This window comes from Stenotrophomonas sp. YJH_SMC_16 (genome assembly GCF_059367875.1).
Genome location: NZ_JCAFRH010000002.1, coordinates 289,808 through 311,352, shown reverse-complemented (window position 1 = coordinate 311,352; position 21,545 = coordinate 289,808). Strand labels below are relative to the sequence as shown.

Annotated in this window: 19 protein-coding genes; 4 read left to right on the top strand and 15 right to left on the bottom strand. The window is 66.6% G+C overall.

Annotated elements, in window-relative coordinates:
* Positions 1-86 precede the first annotated feature (86 nt).
* The 7 genes from AC5P6E_RS06155 to pip all read right to left on the bottom strand — a co-directional run bounded on the left by AC5P6E_RS06155 (position 87) and on the right by pip (position 7,600).
* The gene (locus tag AC5P6E_RS06155; RefSeq protein ID WP_019337227.1) at positions 87-728 is read right to left on the bottom strand and encodes a response regulator; all 642 of its coding nucleotides are present in this window, start codon (positions 726-728) and stop codon (positions 87-89) included.
* Positions 721-1,776 carry an ATP-binding protein gene (locus tag AC5P6E_RS06150; RefSeq protein WP_019337228.1) on the bottom strand — a complete coding sequence of 352 codons (1,056 nt, stop codon included), beginning with the start codon at positions 1,774-1,776 and terminating at the stop codon, positions 721-723. The genes AC5P6E_RS06155 and AC5P6E_RS06150 overlap by 8 nt, the downstream gene beginning before the upstream one ends.
* A 187-nt stretch (positions 1,777-1,963) precedes the next feature.
* On the bottom strand, positions 1,964-2,701 hold the full coding sequence (locus tag AC5P6E_RS06145) for an MgtC/SapB family protein (RefSeq protein ID WP_019337229.1): 738 nt from the start codon (positions 2,699-2,701) through the stop codon (positions 1,964-1,966).
* Positions 2,702-2,731: 30 nt separating this feature from the next.
* Positions 2,732-5,491, bottom strand: a complete 2,760-nt coding sequence (gene mgtA / locus AC5P6E_RS06140; RefSeq protein ID WP_019337230.1) for a magnesium-translocating P-type ATPase — start codon at positions 5,489-5,491, stop codon at positions 2,732-2,734.
* A gap of 63 nt (positions 5,492-5,554) precedes the next feature.
* The gene (locus tag AC5P6E_RS06135) at positions 5,555-5,854 is read right to left on the bottom strand and encodes a hypothetical protein (protein WP_005413574.1); all 300 of its coding nucleotides are present in this window, start codon (positions 5,852-5,854) and stop codon (positions 5,555-5,557) included.
* 292 nt (positions 5,855-6,146) lie between these two features.
* Positions 6,147-6,446, bottom strand: a complete 300-nt coding sequence (locus AC5P6E_RS06130) for an EF-hand domain-containing protein (protein WP_019337231.1) — start codon at positions 6,444-6,446, stop codon at positions 6,147-6,149.
* A 206-nt stretch (positions 6,447-6,652) separates the two neighbouring features.
* Positions 6,653-7,600, bottom strand: coding sequence for a prolyl aminopeptidase (gene pip, locus AC5P6E_RS06125; protein ID WP_029550731.1), 948 nt, complete (start codon positions 7,598-7,600; stop codon positions 6,653-6,655).
* A 114-nt stretch (positions 7,601-7,714) separates the two neighbouring features.
* On the opposite strand from pip, the gene AC5P6E_RS06120 reads away from it, so the two are divergent.
* Positions 7,715-8,380: a TraX family protein gene (locus AC5P6E_RS06120; protein WP_019337233.1), complete on the top strand. Its 666-nt coding sequence runs from the start codon at positions 7,715-7,717 to the stop codon at positions 8,378-8,380.
* 250 nt (positions 8,381-8,630) lie between these two features.
* On the opposite strand, the gene AC5P6E_RS06115 is transcribed toward AC5P6E_RS06120, so the two are convergent.
* The gene (locus AC5P6E_RS06115) at positions 8,631-10,826 is read right to left on the bottom strand and encodes a TonB-dependent receptor (RefSeq protein ID WP_019337235.1); all 2,196 of its coding nucleotides are present in this window, start codon (positions 10,824-10,826) and stop codon (positions 8,631-8,633) included.
* Positions 10,827-11,070: 244 nt separating this feature from the next.
* On the opposite strand from AC5P6E_RS06115, the gene AC5P6E_RS06110 reads away from it, so the two are divergent.
* Both AC5P6E_RS06110 and AC5P6E_RS06105 read left to right on the top strand, forming a co-directional pair.
* Positions 11,071-11,655: a TetR/AcrR family transcriptional regulator gene (locus AC5P6E_RS06110; protein WP_029550732.1), complete on the top strand. Its 585-nt coding sequence runs from the start codon at positions 11,071-11,073 to the stop codon at positions 11,653-11,655.
* 104 nt (positions 11,656-11,759) lie between these two features.
* Positions 11,760-12,848, top strand: a complete 1,089-nt coding sequence (locus AC5P6E_RS06105; RefSeq protein ID WP_029550733.1) for a DNA glycosylase AlkZ-like family protein — start codon at positions 11,760-11,762, stop codon at positions 12,846-12,848.
* A 168-nt stretch (positions 12,849-13,016) separates the two neighbouring features.
* Here the strand turns inward: AC5P6E_RS06105 and AC5P6E_RS06100 are convergent, their stop codons facing one another.
* From AC5P6E_RS06100 to AC5P6E_RS06080, 5 genes are all read right to left on the bottom strand, one after another.
* On the bottom strand, positions 13,017-13,295 hold the full coding sequence (locus tag AC5P6E_RS06100; protein ID WP_019337237.1) for a DUF3325 domain-containing protein: 279 nt from the start codon (positions 13,293-13,295) through the stop codon (positions 13,017-13,019).
* A complete protein-coding gene (locus AC5P6E_RS06095; protein ID WP_019337238.1) occupies positions 13,292-14,902 on the bottom strand; it encodes a PepSY-associated TM helix domain-containing protein in 1,611 nt (536 codons plus the stop codon). Before AC5P6E_RS06095 ends, AC5P6E_RS06100 begins: the two co-directional genes overlap by 4 nt.
* Positions 14,899-15,198: a DUF3649 domain-containing protein gene (locus AC5P6E_RS06090; protein WP_019337239.1), complete on the bottom strand. Its 300-nt coding sequence runs from the start codon at positions 15,196-15,198 to the stop codon at positions 14,899-14,901. The genes AC5P6E_RS06095 and AC5P6E_RS06090 overlap by 4 nt, the downstream gene beginning before the upstream one ends.
* Before the next feature lie 52 nt (positions 15,199-15,250).
* Positions 15,251-17,428 carry a TonB-dependent receptor gene (locus tag AC5P6E_RS06085; protein ID WP_019337240.1) on the bottom strand — a complete coding sequence of 726 codons (2,178 nt, stop codon included), beginning with the start codon at positions 17,426-17,428 and terminating at the stop codon, positions 15,251-15,253.
* Between the two features lie 195 nt (positions 17,429-17,623).
* A complete protein-coding gene (locus tag AC5P6E_RS06080; RefSeq protein WP_029550735.1) occupies positions 17,624-18,460 on the bottom strand; it encodes a siderophore-interacting protein in 837 nt (278 codons plus the stop codon).
* A 170-nt stretch (positions 18,461-18,630) separates the two neighbouring features.
* Here AC5P6E_RS06080 and AC5P6E_RS06075 point away from each other — a divergent pair, with 170 nt between their 5' ends.
* Positions 18,631-19,245: a TetR family transcriptional regulator gene (locus tag AC5P6E_RS06075; protein ID WP_019337242.1), complete on the top strand. Its 615-nt coding sequence runs from the start codon at positions 18,631-18,633 to the stop codon at positions 19,243-19,245.
* 92 nt (positions 19,246-19,337) lie between these two features.
* Here AC5P6E_RS06075 and AC5P6E_RS06070 read toward each other — a convergent pair whose 3' ends face one another.
* Together AC5P6E_RS06070 and AC5P6E_RS06065 are read right to left on the bottom strand one after the other, a co-directional pair.
* Positions 19,338-20,264 (bottom strand): ABC transporter six-transmembrane domain-containing protein, encoded by a 927-nt coding sequence (locus AC5P6E_RS06070; RefSeq protein WP_019337243.1) that lies wholly within the window; start codon positions 20,262-20,264, stop codon positions 19,338-19,340.
* Positions 20,265-20,465: 201 nt separating this feature from the next.
* The gene (locus AC5P6E_RS06065) at positions 20,466-21,542 is read right to left on the bottom strand and encodes an ATP-binding protein (RefSeq protein WP_019337244.1); all 1,077 of its coding nucleotides are present in this window, start codon (positions 21,540-21,542) and stop codon (positions 20,466-20,468) included.
* Between the last annotated feature and the right edge of the window lie 3 nt (positions 21,543-21,545).

Below are 21,545 nucleotides of genomic sequence, written 5' to 3'. Positions count from 1 at the left end.
CAGTCGACTAATGCGCAAGGCGTGAGGTTTCCCCGTCCGGACGAACAGCAGTCGACTGCCAGTCGCCTCTACCGGCTCCGATGCGTTCACGCAGTACCCGCCTGCAGGCGGTCATACATCCGCACCAGGTCGACCAGGGTGCGCGCACCCATCTTGCGCATCACCTGTGCGCGGCGCACCTTCACCGTGATCTCGCTGACGCCGAGGTCGCCGGCGATCTGCTTGTTGAGGCGGCCGCGTACCACGCCATCGACCACCTCGCGCTCGCCCGCGTTCAGCGAATCCCAGCGTTGCTGGAGCGCGCCGAGCACGTCGCCCTCGCGGCGGCGCTGGCGGTCGATCTCGATGCCCTTGTGGATGGCATCCAGCAGTTCCTGGTCGCGGAAGGGTTTGGTCAGGAACTCGATGGCCCCGTCCTTGATCGCGTTGACGCCCATCGCGATGTCGCCGTGGCCGGTGATGAACACCACGGGCAGCTGCAGGCCGTGACTGCCCATCGTGCGATGGAACTCCAGCCCACTCTGGCCGGGCATGCGCACGTCCAGCACCAGGCAGGCCGGCGCATCTTCCAGTTCGTGTTCGAGGAAGGCCTGGGTGGAAGTGAACGCCCGCACCTGCAGGCCCATTGAGGCCAGCAGGTCTTCCAGTGCGGCGCGCACCGACGGATCGTCGTCGACTACATAGACGATGGGTGCTGGGTCGATGGCAGGGGCAACGGGCTTACGCATGTTGAACGTCCGTGGCGATGGGCAGGTCGAAGACGAAGCAGGCACCGCCGCCTGCTGGTCGTTCGGCGCGGATCTGGCCATCGTTGGCCTCGATCATCGAACGGCTCAGGCTGAGGCCCAGTCCCAGCCCGTGTGACTTGGTGGTCCAGAAGGCATCGAATACACGCTCGGGATGATCGGCGGGCAGGCCGACGCCGCGGTCGCGCACGCTGAGACTGACCCGCTGACCGTCACGTCGGGTCAGCAGCGACAGGCGTCGGTCGGCGGGAGGCACGGTTTCCATTGCGTCCACCGCATTGAGAATCAGGTTGCCGATCACCTGCTGCACCTGCACACGATCGGCCTGCACCGGGGGCAGGTCGGCATCCAGCAGCAGGGCCACGGCCACGCCATGCTGGTCCAGTTCACTGCGCGACAGCGCCAGCATTTCCTCCACGGCCTGGTTCAGGTCGAAGGCGTGCCGTTCCGGAGCGGCGCCTTGGGTAAGTCCGCGGATGCGGGCGATCACGTCACCGGCACGGTGCGCGTCGGCCAGGATGCGGGCCACGGTCTGGCGTGCCTTGTCCACGTTCGGCGGATCCTGTGCCAGCCAACGCTGGCAGGCTTCGGCACTACTGGCGATGGCCGCCAGCGGCTGGTTCACTTCATGCGCGATGGAAGTGGTCAGTTCGCCCACGGTCGAGGCGCGCGCCACCCGCAGCAGGCGGGCCTGCGCATCCTGCACCGCGGCCTTGGCCGCTTCCATCTTCAATGCCAGATACGTGGTGATGCCGATCACCAGCATGCCGATCGCTGAATTGACCAGGCCGATGCGGTAGGTGCCGAAGCGGGTCAGGAAGAAACTGAGGCCGGTCAACGCGATGCAGACCGCGGCAAGCAGGATGAGACCGCGTGCGGGCAGGCGCCGTGACGCCGCCAGGATGACGGCAGCGTAGAAGCAGGCGGCGGCAACGGCGTAGTCGGTAACCGTATCGACCAGGAAGATGGCCGCCATCACGATGATCAGGGCCAGCACGACCAGGGGGCGGCGGGGCGACAGCGATGGCATCGGGATGGCTCCCTGGCGTGGGTGGAAAGGATAGCAAAGCGCTGTTCGGTAGATGCCGACCTTGGTCGGCATGGGTTGTGCGCGGTCATGGTGCCTGACGGATTGTGCCGACCGGTCGGCACCTACCAAGGCGGTGCACGGTAGCGCCGGGCCATGCCCGGCGGGATGCGTCCATCAGCGGCCGGCACTACTCCTCCAGGCTGGCGTTCCAGAACCCCTGCAGTACACCCGGCGTGGCCGCCAACGTCGCCAGCACGGCATCCAGTTCGCCGCCATCGACCGTGGTGGCGTACAGCACAGCTTCGATCTCGACATCGCGCTCGCCGAATGGCCGCTGGTCCACCGCGCGCACCGGGTACTGCGCCTGCTCAAGCAGCAGCAACAACCGGTCCAGTACCTCGGCCTGCTGCTCGCGCTGGCAGACCACGTTGATCGCATAGGTCGCCTCGCTGAACGCTTCCGGCAGCGGCTGCCGCTGGATGCGGTTCACCACCGGCCGCAGCAGGGTGTTGGCGGCCAGCACGAACACTGCCGCCAGCACCGCCTCGGGCAGCAGCTTGATACCGGCACACGCACCTACCGCCGCCGAGCCCCACAGGGTGGCGGCGGTGTTCAGGCCGGACACCTGGGCGCCGTCCTTCATGATCGCACCGGCGCCGAGGAAGCCGACGCCGGAGATCACATAGGCCACCACATGCAGCGGCGAGGGTGGACCGCCGTACAGGTCATGGAAGCGCACCGCCAGATCGACGAACACTGCCGCGCCCACCGCTACCAGCGTATTGGTGCGCAGGCCGGCGGTGCGTTGGCGCAGCTGCCGCTCCAGGCCGATGACCGTGCCCAGCACGAACGCCACCGACAGGCTGATCAGCGAGCTCAGGGTCGCGCCGGCGTTGAAGGCCGGCAGGTTGGGATTGATGTCCATTGTGTTTCTCCCTGGACAAGCGGCGGGCGTTTACTGCCACCCGTACCGGCGGATGTAGAACTTCTTCAGCGCGGTGGTCAGCACCGCATAGCCGAACAGGATCGCCACCAGGAACGGCCAGTAGCCAGCCGGCAGCGCCTGCAGCTTGAAGTAACCGGCCAACGGGCTCATCGGCAGGGCCACGCCGATGGACATGATCAGGCCGGTCATCAGCAGCAGTGGCGGCGCGGCGATGCTCTGCAGGAACGGTACCTTCGGCGTGCGGATCATGTGCACGATCAGGGTCTGGGTCAGCAGGCCGACCACGAACCAGCCGGACTGGAACAGGCTCTGGTCGCCGGCGGTGCGCGCATCGAACACGTACCACATCAGCGCGAAGCAGGTCAGGTCGAAGATCGAGCTGATCGGCCCGAAGAACACCATGAAGCGGCCGATGTCCGCCGGGTTCCACTTCAGCGGCCTGCGTACCAGTTCCTCGTCCACGTTGTCGAACGGGATGGCGATCTGCGAGATGTCGTACAGCAGGTTCTGCACCAGCAGCTGCAGCGGCAGCATCGGCAGGAACGGCAGGAAGGCGGAGGCCACCAGCACCGAGAACACGTTGCCGAAGTTGGAGCTTGCGGTCATGCGGATGTACTTCAGCATGTTGTTGAACGTGCGCCGGCCCTGGATGACGCCTTCCTCCAACACCATCAGGTTCTTTTCCAGCAGGATGATGTCGGCGGCCTCCTTGGCAATGTCCACCGCGCTGTCCACGCTGATGCCGATGTCTGCCGCGCGCAGCGCCGGGGCATCGTTGATGCCGTCGCCGAGGAAGCCGACCACCTTGCCCTGTGCGCGCAGCTCGCGCACCAGTCGCTCCTTGTGCAGCGGCGTCAGGCGGGCGAACACGCGGTGGTGGTGCAGTGCCCGCGACAACGCGCCGTCATCCATGCGCTCGATCTGAGGGCCGGTCAGGATGGTGTCGGCATCCAGCCCGACCTGGGCACAGACGCGGGCGGTGACCAGCTCGTTGTCACCGGTGAATACCTTTACCTCCACGCCGTGTGCGGCCAATGCCTGCAATGCCTGCGCAGCCGATTCCTTCGGCGGGTCCAGGAAGGCCACGTAACCGACCAGGGTCAATCCGCACTCGTCGGCCTGCGAGTAGACGGTCTGGCTGGCCGCGGTCTCTTTCATTGCCACCGCCACCACCCGCAGGCCCTGTTCGTTCAGTTCCTCAGTGGTCTGCCTCACCCGCGCCAGGCGGCGCTCGTCCAGCGGCATATCCAGGCCGTTCTCGCGCACAGTGCTGCACACCGCCAGCATTTCCTCGACGGCGCCCTTGCAGATCAGCTCGTGATGGTCCTCCCGCTCGGACACCACCACGGACATGCGGCGGCGCTCGAAGTCAAACGGGATCTCATCCACCTTGTGGTAGTCCTGCGACAACCGCAGCGAGCTCTGCAGCTCCACGTGCTCCAGCACCGCGCGGTCCAGCAGGTTGATCAACCCGGTCTGGAAGTGGCTGTTGAGATAGGCGAACGTCAGCACGTCTTCCGAATCGTGGCCGAACACATCGGTGTGCCGCTCCAGCGCGATCCTGTCCTGGGTGAGGGTGCCGGTCTTGTCGGTGCACAGCACTTCCATCGCACCGAAGTTCTGGATCGCGTCCAGGCGCTTGACGATGACCTTGCGCCGCGACAACAGCACCGCGCCCTTGGCCAGGGTGGAGGTGACGATCATCGGCAGCATTTCCGGGGTCAGGCCCACCGCCACCGACAGCGCGAACAGGAACGCCTCGGTCCAGTCGCCCTTGGTCCAGCCGTTGATCAGCAGCACGAACGGCACCATCACCAGCGCGAAGCGGATCAGCAGCCAGCTGACACTGTTGACGCCGGCCTGGAACGCGGTCGGCGCACGGTCGGTGGCGGTGCTGCGCAGGGCCAGCGTGCCGAAATAGGTGCGGTTGCCGGTGGCCAGCACAACGGCGGTGGCAGTGCCGGACACCACATTGGTGCCCATGAACAGCAGGTTATGCTGTTCCAGCAGGCCAGCCAGGCCGTCGCCCGGGTGCGCGAACTTCTCCACCGGCAGCGACTCGCCGGTCATCGCGGCCTGTGCCACGAACAGGTCCTTGGCAGTCAGCACGCGGCAGTCGGCCGGAATCATGTCGCCGGCCGACAGCACGATGTGGTCGCCGGGCACCAGTTCGCGGATCGGCAGGTCCAGCAGGCGCGCCGGGCGCCGGCTGTGCAGGTGCGCACCGAAGTACTGGTCGGCCACATCGGCGGCCTCGGTACCGGGATTGCGGCGCAGCACGCGCGCGGTATTGCCGACCAACGCCTTCAGCCGCTCGGCTGCACGGTTCGAGCGGCCCTCCTGCACGAAGCGGATCAGCGTGGACAGCAGCACCATCGCACCGATCACCATGGTGGCCTTGATGTCCTCGGTCAGCCAGGACACCGCCGCCAGCACGGTCAGCAGCAGGTTGAACGGATTGCGGTAGCACTGCCAAAGGTGCCGCCACCACGGCAGCGGCTTTTCGTGATCCACCTCGTTGGGGCCGAGCGTCGCCAGCCGGTCCTCGGCCTCATGCGGGCTGAGGCCATCGGCATGCGACCCCAGCGTGGCCAGCAGCTCGGCTTCCTCCTGCTGGGCCAGGGTGACCAGGCCGGTGGTGAGCGCGAACGGTGCCGCGTCGGCGCTGCCCGGGCCAAACCCGGCTTCGGGCATCGCACGGCGGCGGAACAGGTTGCCTGCGCGACGGCTGCGCAGGAAGGCATTGAACCAGGCGTTGAGCAGGCTCATGGGACTCTCCTCGAATGTCAGAGCCGGCCGGGGCCGGAACACGAACGGAACGGATGCAACCGATCAGGCGTGGCGCATCGCCAGCACCGCCGGCGACCACGGCTGCATGTGCAGGCGCTGGCTGCCGCCGATGCACAGCGGCTTCATCGCATCACGCAGCGGATAGGGCAGATGACGCAGCACGGTGATGCGCTCGCTGATCGGCAGCAGCGACAAGGCGTCGGCCACCACGCGTGGCGAACCGAGTGACAGCGAACGGGCAAACATCACGGGGCCGTGCTGCAGCAGCTGGCTGCGCAGCGCGGCAACATCGCGCTCGCCGATCAGGCGGCGCAGGGTGATGTAGAGGATCTTGTAGGACATGGGGGTGCTCTCCAGGCAAACGGCGCCTGGCGGCCCCCCGTCACTCAGGCAGGCAGGGGCCGGCGGGCAGGCGCCAGGAACAGGCAACAAGCGGTCATCCGGGGCGCGGTGCGCCCGGCAGGGTCGGGGTCCATCTGCGTCTCCATGAGGGGAGGGTGCCGGCCAGGATTGCCCTGGCCAGTGGCGCTATTGTCCGCCCCTGAATGGGACGGGCCTAGAGGCTCGTGGGTTAGCCCGGCTATACCTTGGTATAGCCGGCATGCGCAGCGCCAGTCGAGGGCTCAATGATGGATCAATGCGAAGCGCTGGTCTGCTTGCATACGTCGTACTCGCCGCGGCTCAGCGTCTTGTTGCGGTCGGTGTCGCAGGCGTGCAGTCGTTCGGCCCAGTCCGGTGCCACGGCATCCACCTCGGCCAGCGTGACGATGCCGTCCTTGTCCTTGTCCAGCGATTCGTAGGCAGGGATGAGCCTTACTTCTGTCACGTCCTCGGCGGCGGTGGCCTTGCTGGCCTCCTGGGGATTGGAACAGGCGCCCAGCAGCAGGCCCGCAGATAGCGAGAGAGCGATGGGAAGGCAGCGATAACCGGTCATGGCGTGCTCCTGGGGAAAGGGCGAACCACCCGTGCGGTGGTCACCGCCGGATCTTCTGCGCGGAGCTGTAAGCGGGCTGCGAAGAATGGGGCCGTGGACCGTTGTCGGTGGGTCGCCATTCACCTGGCCGCGCAGCAGCGATCACGCGGAGTCGACGCTACCCTCGAACGGTGGGAGGCCGGCCAGCGGCCGGCACTACCATCTGCTCAGAAACGGTCGGCAAAGGCGTCCGTCGCCCGCACCAGCGCATCCACCGTGGCCGGCTCGTTCGCGCTGTGGCCGGAGGTCACCATCTGCAGCCGGGCTTCCGGCCAGGCCTTGGCCAGATCCCACGCACTGCGCGGCGGGCAGATGATGTCGTAGCGCCCCTGCACGATCACGCAGGGCAGGTGGCGGATGCGATCGATATCGCGCAGCAGCTGGTCCGGCTCCAGGAAGATGTTGTTGCGGAAGTAATGCGCTTCAATGCGGGCCTTTGCCAATGTGTCCAGCGGGTCATCGGTGGATTGCGCATCCACGTCGTGCTGCAGGGTGGCGGCGTTGTCTTCCCAGCCCAGCCAAGCCTGCGCGGCTTCGATGCGGGTCGCTTCATCCGGGCCATCCATGCGCGTCCAGTAGGCCGCGATCATGTCGCCACGCTCGGCTTCCGGTATGTAGGCCTCATAGCGTTCCCAGCGTTCCGGGAAGATCCAGCGCGCACCGCCGTTGGCCTCGGCGAACCAGCGGTTCTCGATCTCGCGGCCGAGGAACACGCCACGCACGATCAGGCCGGTGGCGCGTTCGGGATGCGCCTGCGCATAGGCCAGCGACAACGTCGAACCCCATGAGCCGCCGTAGACCAGCCAACGCTCGATGCCCAGGTGCTCACGCACCTTCTCGATATCGGCCACCAGATCCTGCGTGGTGTTGTCGCGCAGTTCGCCGAACGGTGTGGAGCGGCCGCTGCCGCGCTGGTCGATCAGCACGATGCGGTACCGCGCCGGATCGAAGAAGCGGCGGTGGGTGGGCGAGATGCCAGCACCCGGGCCGCCGTGCAGGTACACCACCGGAATGCCCTCTGGCGTGCCGCACTCTTCGATGTGCAGCGTGTGCAGATCGCTCACCTTCAGGGTGAACTCGCGGTACGGCTCGATGGCGGGGTATAGGGTTCGCACGGCGGACGTCTCACAAGCAGGGGCGGCCAGCATAGCGCCCCCGCCTGCTGCCTGCAGCGTCGTGCTCCTGCGCGGCGCTGGAAATGGGCTGGCCGATGCGCATAAGCTTCCGCGATGCAAGCGACCACGACCGGGATGTCAACCTTCAACTTCACCCTCCGCAGCGGCGCGCGCGAGCTGCTGAAGTGGATCGCACTGCTGGCCATGACGGGTGACCACGTGGCCAAGGTGGTCTTCGGCGGCTACGTGCCGGTGGTCAGCGAACTGGGGCGCATCGCCTTCCCGCTGTTCGCGCTGGTGATGGCCTGCAATCTCGCCCAGCCCGGGGCCGACCTGCGCAAGTCGATGCGCCGGCTCGCGCTGTGGGGGCTGATCGCACAGCCATTGCACGCATTCGCGTTTGGTTCCTGGCTGCCGCTCAACATCCTGCTCACCTTTACATTTGCAGCAGTAGCCGTACATGCGCTGGCGAACAATCGGCCGGTGCAGCTGTTGCTGGCTGCCGGCGTGCTGCCGATGTTCGTGGACTATCAGTGGGCCGGGGTTGGCAGCGTGCTGCTGGCCTGGATCGCGTTCCGGCACCGGGCGTGGTGGCTGTTGCTGGTTGCGCTTGCAGCGGTGTGCTGGGCCAACCACAACGGCTGGGCACTGCTGGCCATTCCGGTAGTGCTGCTGGCGGCGCGGGTGCCGTGGCAGCTGCCGCGCTGGCGGTGGGCGTTCTACGGGTATTACGTGGGGCATCTGGCGGTGCTGGCGTTGGTTGCCCATCTGCTTGTGTAATTTCGGAACTGGCATGTCGAGTGTCTTGAATGCCGGATGCGGTCAAGGAATGCGCGTCGCAGGTGGGGGTGAAGCATGCCGCCATCGGCGTGTGTAGAGTCGAGCCATGCCCGACTCAGCGGGCGAGCCGGAGCCGAGCATGGCTCAGCTCTACACGTTCTGGGAAATCCACGCCATGCGTGACCGGCAAAGCGAGCCGAGCATGGCTCGACTCCACAGGTGATGCATGTCTGGCGTGGAGGCGCCTGCCTCAGAAGTCCATCGTCGCCGACACCAGCACCGTTCTCGGCGCTCCCAGCGCTAGACTGGAAAGCAACGGCATGCCCCAATACGCCTTGTTGGTCACGTTGTTCACACTGGCTCTCAGCGCAAGCGGTCGACCCGCCACGGTGGTGCTGTAGCGCGCCCCGACATCGAACAACGTGCGGCCCGGCACCGACAGGCTGTTGTCGGCACTGATGTACTGCTTCGACATCGCCGTGGCATTGCCGGTCAAGGTCAGGCCCTGCAAGGTCGGTACATCCCATTCCACCCCCAGCTTGGCCTGCCGTTGCGCTACGGCGGTGGCGATGCGTCCCTCATTCACGCCACCGGCCGTGCGGGTCAGTTTCGGCTGCACGTAGGCCACGCCACCGAGCAGGCGCACGCCATCCAGTGGCGTGCCGAAGAAGCCCCATTCCACGCCGCGATTTCGTTGCTCGCCACCGAACGAGAAGATATTCGTGACCGGGTCGGTGTAGCTGCTGGGCCGCTTGATTTCATACACACTGAAGGTGTGCGCGAAGCTGCCCAGGTCCAGCTTCAGGCCCAGCTCCTTCTGCCTGGTGCGGAACGGTGCGAACACATCACCGGCATTGGCAGCGGTCATCGGCGCGGTGGCGCCCTGGCTGAGGCCTTCGATGTAGTTGGTGTAGATGGAGACCCTTCCGGTGGCCTTCACCAGCAGCGCCGCTGCCGGCGTGTTGGCGCTCTCGTCGTAGCGCGAGGTGCGCGCACCGCTGGCGACATTGAAGGTCTCACTGACCACCTGCTGGCGGCGCACGCCCAGGGTCAGCTGCACGCGGTCATCGGCGAAGGCGAGGGTGTCGGCGAAACCGAGGCTGTCCAGCCGCAGCTCGGTGTGCGAGATGTGCGGCGCTACGAACGGTGCCGCCGGGCCCCATGCCGGGTTGTACAGATTGGTGGTCCAGTCCCAGCCCGGCACGCTGCGGCGCCCGTAATCGTTCTGGGTGTGCTGGTAGTGGGTCACGTTGGCGGCCCACTGATGGCCGATGCTGCCGGTGTGGAACGAGCCGCGCAGGCCGGCATCTGCGGACTGCTTCTTGATATCGAAGGCGAGCTGGCCGATCACTGTGGTGAAGTCGCCGGCTGGATTGAGGATCTGCGCGCTGATCGAACCATTGTAGCGGTAGTCGGTCTTGCTGGTGCCGTAGGCCAGGTAGGCCATCAGGGTGTCATTGATGTCCAGCTCGCCCCGCAGCATCGCGCCCTTGTCCTGGCTGTCCACGTAGGCCCAGTCCGGGTTGATCAGCGTATCGCCACGCGGCGGCCGCGGAATGGCCACGCCCGGTGCCAGACCGACGCCGCGTGCCGGGCCGTCCACGCGGTCATCGGCGCTGTACAGATCGGCCGACAGCCGCGCACGTTCGCCGCGCCAGTCCACTGCCAGTGCGCCGAGCTGCACCTTCTTGCTCTGCTTGCCGACCGCGCCATCACCATCACGGTACGCGCCGTTGAAGCGGATGCCGAACTGCTTGTCCGCGCCCAGGCGACGCCCCGCATCCACATGGGCGCCAAACTGCGCATCGGAGGCGAAGTTGGCACTGACCCGCAGCAGCGGTTGATCGCCGGCACGCTTGGGGACCAGGTTGACGCTGCCACCGACCGAGCCGCCCGGCGGCATGCCGTTGAGCAGCGCGGAGGGGCCTTTCAGCACCTCGATGCGTTCGAACATTTCCGGCGAAGTGCGGTAGTACGGCGCCATGCCGCTGAGGCCATTGAAGGTGGTGTCGCTGGTGTTGGAGGCAAAGCCTCGGATCGCGTAGTTCTCGCTCCACGAACCGGTGACGCCGTTGCTGAACACCGTGGGGTCGGTGGCGGCGATGACGTCGGTGAGGTCCTTGGCCTGGCGGTCGCGGATGAAGGACTCGGTGTAGCTGACCGTATTGAACGGCGTGTCCATGAAGTCCTTGTCGCCGAGCAGGCCGACGCGGCTGCCAGCGGCCACTTGCCCGCCCGCATAGTCTGCAGTGACCCGGCGCTGTTCCTGCACCTGCACCGAGGGCAGGGTGGACGGCGCGGAGTCGGCCAGCGCGGCAAACGAGGCCAGCAGCCCTAGCGCGAGGGCCGACATCCGATAGCGCCGGGCGATGCCTGGTGGATGCATCAGGCCGGAAGATGCGGCGGCAGCGCGATGCTGCAGAGAAGAGAAGTTGTACACGGTCATGCCAGATTCCTGTGAATCGCAGGCGCGAGCGCGCCTGGCGCGCTGCCGACGGCAAGCACGGGGAGAGGGCGCAGCGCAGGGTTGTTGGCTGGGTGGGGACCTGGCGGAAGGTGAGCCATGGGCTCGACTACGGGCAGCGTGCTGGACGCATTCCGAATTAGTTGAGTAAATTAAACTAAATCAATCGAAGCGGACAAGAGGGTCCCTTTGCTGGCACCCTCAGCAGGGTATGAGCACGCACCGTATGAGCCCTCACTCCGATCCAACGGCGCCGACCCGTGGCCGCCCGCCCACCATCACCCCGGAGCGCCTGGCCGACATCGGCATCCGCCTGGGCCTACCCAACCTGACCATGGCCAACGCGGCCGCCGAACTGGCGGTGACCCAGGCGGCGCTGTACAAGCGCGTGGCCAACCTGGAGGCGTTGAAACGCCTGGTGGCCGAGGCGGTGTTCCAGCGCTGGCAGATTCCGCGCGCGTCGGTCGACGCACCGGGTGGGCTGGAGGCCTACCTGATGCGGTTCGTGGAGTCACTGTGCGAGGTGGTGAAGGCGCATCCCGGGCTGCCACCGTACCTGTTGCGGCGCACGGTGGCGACCGCGCCGATGCTGGAAAAGATCGCCTCGCACCAGGCACACGTGGCTGATGTGTTCGGCCTGCCGGTGGACAAGGCGCGCTGGCTGCTGGCCACGATCGCGTTCTATTGCATCGCCGGCGCCGATACGATCTATGCGATTGCGGACGACGAGGAAGGGCAGGTGATCACCGAGTTCAAGCAGGGCATGCGGGCGCTGGTGATCGGTTCGCTGGAGGTATCGCGGCTTCGGTAGATGCACGCCATGCGTGGACGATCCTGGCCGTTCACCCTGACGCCAGCCAGGCATGGCCTGGCTCTACTGGACGGATCGCGTGGTGTCGAGAATACAATGCGGCCATGCCTGCCACGCCTACTCTCGATGATCTTCGCCGCTACGCGGTGGCGCGCACCCTGTTCAAGCCGACTACGCTGCTGACCGCGATACGACGGCTGGGCTTCGTGCAGGCCGACCCGATCAGGGCACCGGCGCGCGCACAGGACCTGACCCTGCGCCACCGGGTGAAGGACTACCGCGCAGGCGATCTTGAGCGGCGCTACACGCGCCTGCCGGTGGAAGAGGATTGCCTGGTGAACTACGGCTTCCTGCCGCGCGAGCATCTGGCACTGATGCACCCACGCGTGTCCAAGCGCGAATGGGACGCCGAGACCCATCGCCGCGCGGCCGACGTACTGGCCTTCGTGCGCGAGCGCGGCAGCGTGCACCCGCGTGAGGTGGACCAGGCGTTCGCGCATGGGCGGGTGACCAATTACTGGGGCGGCACCAGCAACGCAAGCACGCATCTGCTTGACGGCATGCACTACCGTGGCCTGCTGCGGGTGCAGCGGCGCGACAGTGGCACCCGCATCTATGCAGTGGCCGAGCACGCCGAGCCGGACGCCAGCGAGCAGGCGCAGGTTGAACGGGCCGCCGCCCTGATCGATCTGGTGGTGCGCAAGTACGCGCCGCTGCCCTCGGCCAGCCTGACCTATCTGGTGCGCCTGCTGGGCTATGGCGCCCCACATCTGGCCGAGCAGACCCGGCAGGCGTTGGCGTTGGCCAAGCAACAACTGGCCAGCTGCACGCTGGAGGGCACCACCTGGTACTGGCCGGTGGACGAGAATCCGCGCTCGCGCCGCCATGCACCGGACGAACAGGTGCGCCTGCTGGCGCCGTTCGACCCGGTGGTGTGGGACCGCCGCCGCTTCGAGCTGCTGTGGGGATGGGTGTACAAGTTCGAGGCGTATACACCTGCACCGAAGCGACAGTATGGGTACTACGCTCTGCCGGTGTTGTGGCACGACCAGGTGGTGGGCTGGGCCAATCTCAGCGTGCGCGACGGTGAGTTGGCATCGAGTGTGGGCTATGCAGGCAAGTCGCTGGCCCGCGACAGGGTGTTTCGTGGCGCGTTGGAAGACGAGCTGCAGCGCATGGCGGAGTTCCTGTAGAGCCGAGCCATGCTCGGCTGTTTTTCGCGCGGGCCAGCGAATCGAAGCAACGTTCATCGCGCCCGGTAGCTGCCAACTTTGGTTGGCACCGGCTTCCATCGGTGCCCACCAAGGTGGGCATCTATCAGAGCAACGCCGCTCAGGCCCGGTGCCCACCAAGGTGGGTATCTACCGATTCAGCCGCCCATGCGCCACCATCGCCAGCACCACCACACCGGCGGCGACGCTGGTGTGACCGGACAGCGCGGCCAGGCCGAAACCCACGCCCAACGCGCGCATGGCAAACACGGCGCTGAACATCAGCAGCGCCCAACCGACTGCGCGCAGTTGCTGAACGGCCTGCGCGCTCAGTACACGGCGCAGCACATCGCGCTGATGGCGCTCCATCGCCAGTGCCAGGCAACCGAACGCGGCCAGTGACAGCACAAACAGAATGACGTGGATCATGCACTGGCCTCCGGTACTGCAGTGCGTGGTGCAGCAGGCGGGCGTGCACGCTTCACCTTCGGTGCGTGCTTCCAGATGCGCCACGCCAGCACTGCATGCAGGACGGCCAATGCCAGCAAGGTCAGATCGGTGCCGGCGAATGCCCAGTCGCCTGTGGTCAGGGTGCGCCACAACGGATGTGCCGTCGTCGTCGCCGTGAGTGCCGGCAACAGCGTCAGCAACAACGCCCCCAGCACGAACTGTTCGATCCACGCACGCTTGGGTGTGCGCAGCGTGGCGTGCACGAACATCGCTGCCCAGGCCAGGAAGAACACATGCACCTCCCACGCCGCGCGCCCCTCCATGAAGGTGGGTAGAAGTCGATTCGCCCAGAGATAGGCCGCCATCGCCACCGACAGGCCAGCCACCGTGGCGATGTTGAGGCGCTCCACCAACCGGAAACCGAAGTAGGGGCGCTGTGGGTCAGGCAGCTGGGTACGCCGCTTCACCGTCCACAGCACCAGCCCGGTGCCGACCATGGCGGTGCCCGCGAGGCTGACTATGAAGTACAGCCAGCGCAGCGTGGCGTCGGCAAAGCGCCCCAGATGCAGGCCATACAGCACGCCCTGGGTATCGGCGGCGACGCCCGAGTGCTCCTTGACCTGCAGCAGCTGCCCGCCGCTGCCATCGAACAGCAGGTAGTTCGGCGTGGTCGAAACCCGGCTTGACTGCGCACGCACCACCGCCACGCGTGCGTTCTCGTCGCCGGGATTCTGCACCTGCACGCTGCCCACCGCGCCGGTTCCCCAACGCTGTTCGGCCTGTCGCACCAGTGCGCCGATGTCTGTAAGCGGAGCGGCGTGACCGGCGGCCTTCTGCGGCGGCAGGAACAGCCGCATCTCGCTGACCACCTCGGCCTGCTGGCGCTTGTCCGGCAGTTTGGCCAGTCCCCACGGCATGTACAGCACCGCCAGCATCACCAGGCCGCTCCAGGTGATCATGAAGTGGAACGGCAGGCCGAGCACCGACAGCGCCGCGTGACCATCCAGCCACGAGCGCTGACCCTTTCCCCAGCGGAAGGTGAAGAAGTCGGCGAAGATCTTCTTGTGGGTGATCACGCCGCTGACGATGGCCACCAGCATGAACATCGCGCAGACGCCGACGATCCAGCGGCCCCACATGGCCGGCATGTAGTGCAGGTTGAAGTGGAACGCATAGAAGAAGTCGCCACCGTCGGTATCCCGCGCCTGCAAGGGCGTACCGGTGCTGGCATCGAACAGGCCTGAATCGAAGCCATGTCGGCCGCGCCCACCCGGGCTGGCCCACATCGCTGACACCCAGGGCATGCGCGTACTTGGCAGGCTCAGGTTGATCTGGCGGGCTGCAGGCGTCTCGGCAATGATGCTGGAGACCGTGCGCTGCGCGACCATCGCCGCCTCCGGCAACGTGGAGGGCGTGGCGATCTCAGGGCGTGTGTAGCGCGAGAGCTCGTCGCGGAAATAGCTGGCGGTGCCGGTGAGGAACATCGCGTACAGGATCCAGCCGGCCAGCAGGCCGACCCAGATATGCAGGTCGGACATGGTCTGGCGGATGCCGCGTGGCTTGGCGGTGCGATCGATCTTGCTCATGCAGCGCCTCCGTTGGCGACCGATTGCGCAACCAACCACAGTGGCAGGGCGATCATGATCAACCCGATCCATGCGCGCCGCGCCGAGCGCACCGCGAACACCCAGACCACGGCGCCGGAATACAGCAGGAAGCTGGCCAGCATGCCGGTGAACACGGCCTGGCGGCCATCGATGGGCAGCGCCAGTGCAGCGATGCTGCACAGCGCGGCGAGCACATAGCCGCCGAACAACGCAGCGATGATGCGTGAGACCAGGGGCAGCCAGGCCAGCACGGAAGCGGTACGGGAAACGGTCAAAGCACTTCTCCAGGGCACCACGCGCCATGGCGTGGTGTCCTTGAATCCAGGATCAGAAATCGACGGTGGCCGACAGCACGGCGGTGCGCGGCGTGCCCAGACCGGAGCCAAGGCTGCCCGCCCAGTACGCCTTGTTGGTCACGTTCTGCACGGTGGCGCGCAGTACCAGCGGATGGCCGGCCGCCTGCGTCGCATAGCGGGCACCGAGATCGAACACGGTGCGGCCTGCCACCCACTGGCTGTTGTCAGCATTGATGTAACCCTTGGACAGGCTGACCGCGTTGCCGGTGAGGGTGAGGCCGGCCACGGCTGGCACGTCCCATTCGACGCCCAGCTTGCCCTGCCATTGCGGTGTGGCCGTGGCCAGCCGGCCTTCGTTGATGCCGCCCTGGGTGCGGGTCAGCTTCGGCTGCAGCCAGCCGATGCCGCCCAGCACGCGCAGCTGTTCGGTCGCCTGGCCGAACACGGTCCATTCCACGCCACGGTTGCGCTGCTGGCCGCCGAACGAGAACACATTGGTGGCCGGATCGGTATAGGAACTGGGCTTTTCGATCTCGTACACGCTCAATGCGCTGGCCAGACGGCCGAAGTCGAACTTGGCGCCGACCTCACGCTGGCGGGTTTTGAACGGCGGGAACACCTCGCCCGCATTCGCTGCACTGACCGGGGCGGTGCTGCCCTGGCTCAGGCCTTCAATGTAGTTGGCGTACAGCGACAGTCGATCGCTGGCCTTGAACAGCAGTGCAGCGGCCGGGGTATTGGCGCTGGCATCGTAGCGTGTGGTGCGCTTGCCGGTGCTGCCGTCGAAGGTGTCGCTGAGCACGGTCTGGTGACGGATGCCCAGGGTCAGCTGCACGCGGTCATCGATGAAGGACAACGTGTCGGCGATGCCGAAGCTGGTGGTACGCACTTCCGCGGTCTTCGGCAGCGACGCATCACTGAAGCTGCGATCGATAGCCGGGCCCCACTGTGGGTCGTACAGGTTGGTCACCCAGTCGCGGGCCAGCAGATTGCGCTTGAAGCCGAATTTCTGGTCGTGCTGGTACCAGGCGGCACTGATCGCCAGTGCGTGATCGACCGGGCCGGTGCGGAAACGTGCCGAGAGACCGGCTTCGGCGGTGTCCTTGCTGTAGATGAAGCGCTGGTGGGCGAAGTTGTTGCGGAAATCGCCGGCCGTGTTGGTGATCAGCGTGGTGGCACTGGCGATGGAATCGAAATCGGTATGGCCGTGGCCGTAGCTGGCATGCGCCTGCAAGTGGTCAGTGATGTCGAACGACCAGCGCAGCGCGGCGGCCGAGTCCTTGACGTTGCTGAAGGTCCAATCCGGTGCGAACAGGGTGCTGGCCTTCGGCGGGCGGGGCACGGCCAGGCCGGCTGCCAGCGAAACGCCACGATTGAGGCCATCCACATGGTCACGGCTGCTGAACAGGTCCAGCGAGACCTGCGAGCGTTCACCCCTCCAGTCCAGGCCCAGCGACGCCAGCTGCGTCTTGTGCTGCTGGTGGTCGGTGGCGGTGTCGCCATCGCGATGCACGGCATTGAGGCGCACACCGAACTGCTGCTGCGCGCCGAAGCGACGACCAACATCCAGATGGCCGCCGAACTGCGCGTCGCTGCTGTAGCTGGCCGTGAAGCGGGTCAACGGCGTATCACCTGCGCGCTTGGGTACCAGGTTCACCGCACCGCCCACCGAGCCACCCGGCGGCATGCCGTTGAGCAGTGCCGATGGCCCCTTGAGTACTTCGATGCTCTCGGCCAGTTCGGGGGTGACTCGGTAGTAGGGGATCAGGCCGTAGAGTCCGCCGAAGCCGATATCCGACGAGGCAACACCGAAGCCACGGATGTTGAAGTAGTCGGTGATGCCACCGCTGGATCCACTGCTGTAGACGCTGGGATCGGTCAGCGCGATCACCCTTACCAGATCCGGTGCCTGGATGTTCTCGATGAACCCGGCGGTGTAGCGGGTGGTGTTGAACGGGGTGTCCATGAAGTCGAGCTCGCCGAGCAGGCCGACGCCACTGCCGCGGGCGACCTGGCCGCCGGCATAGGCATCGGTGGGCGTGGTCTTGTCGGCGCGCACGTTCACCGTAGGCAGCTGGCGGGCACCGTCGGGCGCGTCGTCAGCGTGGGCGGCGGTGGCGATCAGCAGGGTGGGCAGCAACGCGGCACGTGCGGCCAGGGACAGCGCGGAGCGGCGTGGGAGGGACAGGGCTCGAAGGGGGAGGGACATGGCAGTTCTCGTGTGATGGGGCGTGCAATCGGCCAGCACGGCGCCGTCGATGACCTGCACGGGCAGGACGACGCGGGCTGTGGAATGGCTGGCAGAGGGCACGGCACTGCCGCTGGGGCAGTGCTGCACGCGAGGTGCGTGGGCGATCTGTGGCTGGGTGGAACGAAGCGCAGGGCGCGGGTGGTGCGAGGTGGATCAGATGTCGTCGGCGAGATCGTCGAGGTCCTGCAGTCCGCCGCCGCGCGCCAGCACACGCTCGTAGTTGCGACGGCGGCGCTGGTCGGTCTCGGTGGTGGTCTGGCCGTGTTTCCAGTAACCGGCCACGGCGACGTCTGCGCGCGGCAGACCACACGCTTCAAGGAAGTAGCGGCGCAGGGCGCGCATCTCCTCGCGTTCGCCTGCGGCCCAGACGGTGTTGTTTGCCCCCGTGCGCAGACGGCGTGCCTGCTGCAGCAACGGCATAGCGCCCGTGGACACGCGCTGCATGCAGACGCCTTCGACGGCGGGCAGTTCGTCTACCGGGAAGGGATCATCCGAAGCGATCCAGGCCTGCGCGCGGAGGCCGTTGGGCCACTGCTGCAGCAAGGCGGACAGTGCCGGGATGGCGCTCTGATCGGCGAACAGCAGGGCAACGCTACCCTCGCGGTGCGGCACCTGCAGATGCGGGCGCGGACCGGTGAGATCGAAGGCGTCGCCGGGCTCCAGTGCGCGCACCCAGGCCAGCATCGGCCCCGGAGCCTCGTGCAGCACCACGTCCAGTGTGAAACGGCGCGCCTGCGCGTCGACGCTGCGCACGGTGTAGATCCGTGACACATCGGTAAACGCGGCACCCAGCTGGATGCGAACGGCGGTGTTGGCACGCTGCCAGGGTGCCAGCTCGGCCTGTGGCGGCAGCTGTACGACCAGCCGAAGCAGGCTCGCGCAGGGCTGCGTGACGTCAACCACGTGGACGCGCAGCGCCTGCAGGCCACGGTCGTGTTCGGCGCCGCGCAGCGGCCCGGCCGGGGTGGTGGAAAGGGTAGGCGCGGACATCGACAACGATCCAGAAGGCTGCGAATGCGAATTAGTTACATCATAGTAAACTAAATTGATCGTCCCGCAACCCAGGCCTGCTGGAAGCGTATGCAGCGCGTTGACCATTGCGTTGCCGCAGACCACCATGACAGGCCTTGCCAGCGCGCCGCGCAGGAACCGCAACAGCAATGGCTGCACCGAAGAAGACCGCTGCCCGTGGGCGACCGCCCACCATCACCCGAGAGCGCATCGCCGACGCTGGCATCGCGATGACGCTGCCGGGGCTGAGCTTCGTGGGCGTGGCCGCAGCGCTGGGGGTCAGCCACATCGCGCTGTACAAGCATGTGGCGAATCTGGCGGCGCTGCGCGAGCTGGTGGCTGAAGCGATCTTCGAGCGTTGGCAGGCACCGCCGCTGGAAGCTGGCGCGGGACGTAGCATCGACGACGATCTGTACGCGTTCCAGCGTTCCCTGCGGATGCTCGTGGACGAGAACCCCGGCCTGGCTCCGTTCCTGGTGAGCCACGGTGCGAAGACGCCGGAAATGGTGGCGCGTATCCAGCGCCACCATGCCGAGTTCAGTCGTGTGCATGAACTACCGCAGGAACAGGCAGCATGGTTGCTGTCGACCGTGGCCTATCACGCCGTGGCATTGGCCGATACCGTGTACTCGCGGCATGCCGTCGTGGACACCACGCGCCGGCCACTGGACCGCGCGGCGCAGGAAGCCGAGTTCGACCGCAGCATGCAGGCATTGATCATCGGTGCCTTGGCGATGTGCGGGCGCACGGTAGGCGCGAGGTGACCGCCAATACTGATTGGCACCGTTGCCCCGGTAGTCGCCAACCTTGGTTGGCCCCGCGATGTGTCGGTGCCCATCAAGGTGGCATCTACCGGTCAAGCGGCGTCCTTGTGCTCCGCGTCGTCCATCCCGGGACTGACTCGCCGGCCGATGTCCTTCAGCCGTGCAAGCTGGTCCACCATCGACGGCGCATCGTCCAGGCTGCCGACGAAGGTCCACAGATAGGTCATCACCGCGTAGACATGGCCCGGCGTGACGCCTTCACTGGTGGCCAGGCGGCCTATGGTCAGCGCGAACAATGCCGCTGCAGCCAGCCCGATCACCACATAGGCGCCGGCCTCGCGGTCTGACAACAGGATGCGCAGGCGCGACAGGGTGGTGTAGTGGCGGCGCAGCACCGAGGGACTGACCCGGTCGACCAGCCGGATTTCGTGTTCCAGGCGGTTGTTCAGGCGGCCATGCAGCTGCTCGTTGCGGCGTGCGAACGAGGGCAGCACCAGCAGGGCGCCGAGCAGGGTGACCAGGCCAGCGGCACCGACCATCGGCTCGATCGCCAGCAGCATGGCCACCGCACCGAACATCGATGCCAGCGCGGTGGCGATGATCGGCACGTGCTTTTCAAAGAAGTCGACGAACTCGCGGGCCAGCACCACGCGCGCCGCCGAGGTGGACGTGGCCTGGCCCAGGCGGCGCTGCGCCTGCACCACGCTCACCGCCAGATCGGCGTAGATGCGGGTGAAAGTGCGCGTATCGACCGCTCGACGGGCGGCACCGACCAACCAGAACAGCAGCACCACGCCGGCATAGGAGACGGCATGGCCGATGTTGCCGCTGATGATCGCGTCCACCGCGAAGCCGGCGAACAAGGGATAGGCCAGCAGCAGTGTGTTCTCCAGTGCCACCAGCGAGAACGTGCCGGTGAGCTGCCAAGGGTAGGTGCGCAGGATGGCCTTCAGGGTGGCGGCCGCATTCTGCTGGCCGATGCTGCCGGCGGCGGCCGCTGGATCATGGGGGTGTTTCATGGGATGCCTGGGTGGGTCGGGGACTGGGCAGGGGACGGATGCCTGCGATCTCCCGGGTCGCGCCCAGTATCTGCAGCCCTTTGGAGCGGGCATGGAGGGACGATGGAGATTGCGTGGAGAAACCAGTGGCGTTCAGTGGAGGGCGTGGTGCCCACCAAGGTGGGCCGCTACCAGAGCAGCGTCTGCCGCAACGCCGTGCTCTCAACGACGCGCGTGCACCGGCCAGCGGATTTCGAAGGCACTGCCGCCACGTTCGGTAGCCCGGCATCGCGCGGTTCCGTGATGGGCCACGGCAATCGCCCGCACCACCGCCAGGCCGAGACCGGAGCCGCCGCTCTGCCGCGAGCGCGATACATCGGTGCGCTGGAAGGCTTCAAAGATGCTGTCGCGAAGGTCGTCCGGCACACCCGGGCCACCATCCTCAACGGTTACGGTGCAATGGCCTTCGGCCAGCGTCACGTGTACGCGCAGCGGGCAGGGAATGGCATGGCGGCGTGCGTTTTCCAGTAGCGCCAGCACCGCCTGGCGGATGCGCGCCGGGTCGCAGTCGGCCAGTGAAGAACGCGCGTCCAAGGTCACCGAGAAACCACTCTCGGTCAGCGCCTCGGACATCGCTTCCACTACTGCGGCCACCTGCACGCTGACGTCGCTGCGCTGCATGCGCAGATCGAGGTGGCCGCTCTCGGCAAGGCTGACCACGCGCAGGTCCTCGATGATGCGGGTCAGGCCCTCCAGCTGGGTGAGCATGCTGTTGAACTGCTCCGGCCCCGGCTCGAACACGCCTTCGGCGATGCCCTGCAGGCGGCCGCGCAGGATGGTCATCGGCGTGCGCAGTTCGTGTGCGATCGCCGCGTTCCAGAACACGCGGTTCTCCGACATCCGGCTCAATCGCTCGGCCATGGAATTGAAGTCGCTGACCAGCGCGGCGGCCTCGGTCATCGAGGTGTCACCGCCGCGCGCACGCGCCTCCAGATCACCGCTGGCGACGCGACGCAGGCTTTCGGCGACCGAGTTCAGCGGGGTGATGATGCGCCGGGTCAGGCGCGAGGCGATCAATGTGGCCAGCGCAACGACCACGGTGGCGGTCAGGCCGATCCACATCCATTCCAGGCCTGACGGCATGATGGTTTCCGGTTCGTCGTACCAGCGTGGATAGAACACCTCCATCAGGTAATAGAACAGGTAGAAACCACTGATCGACAGTACGGTTGAACACAGCGACGCGACCGTGATGGAGAGCGTGATCTGGCGCCCGATACTCTTGCCTTTGGGGTTCATCGG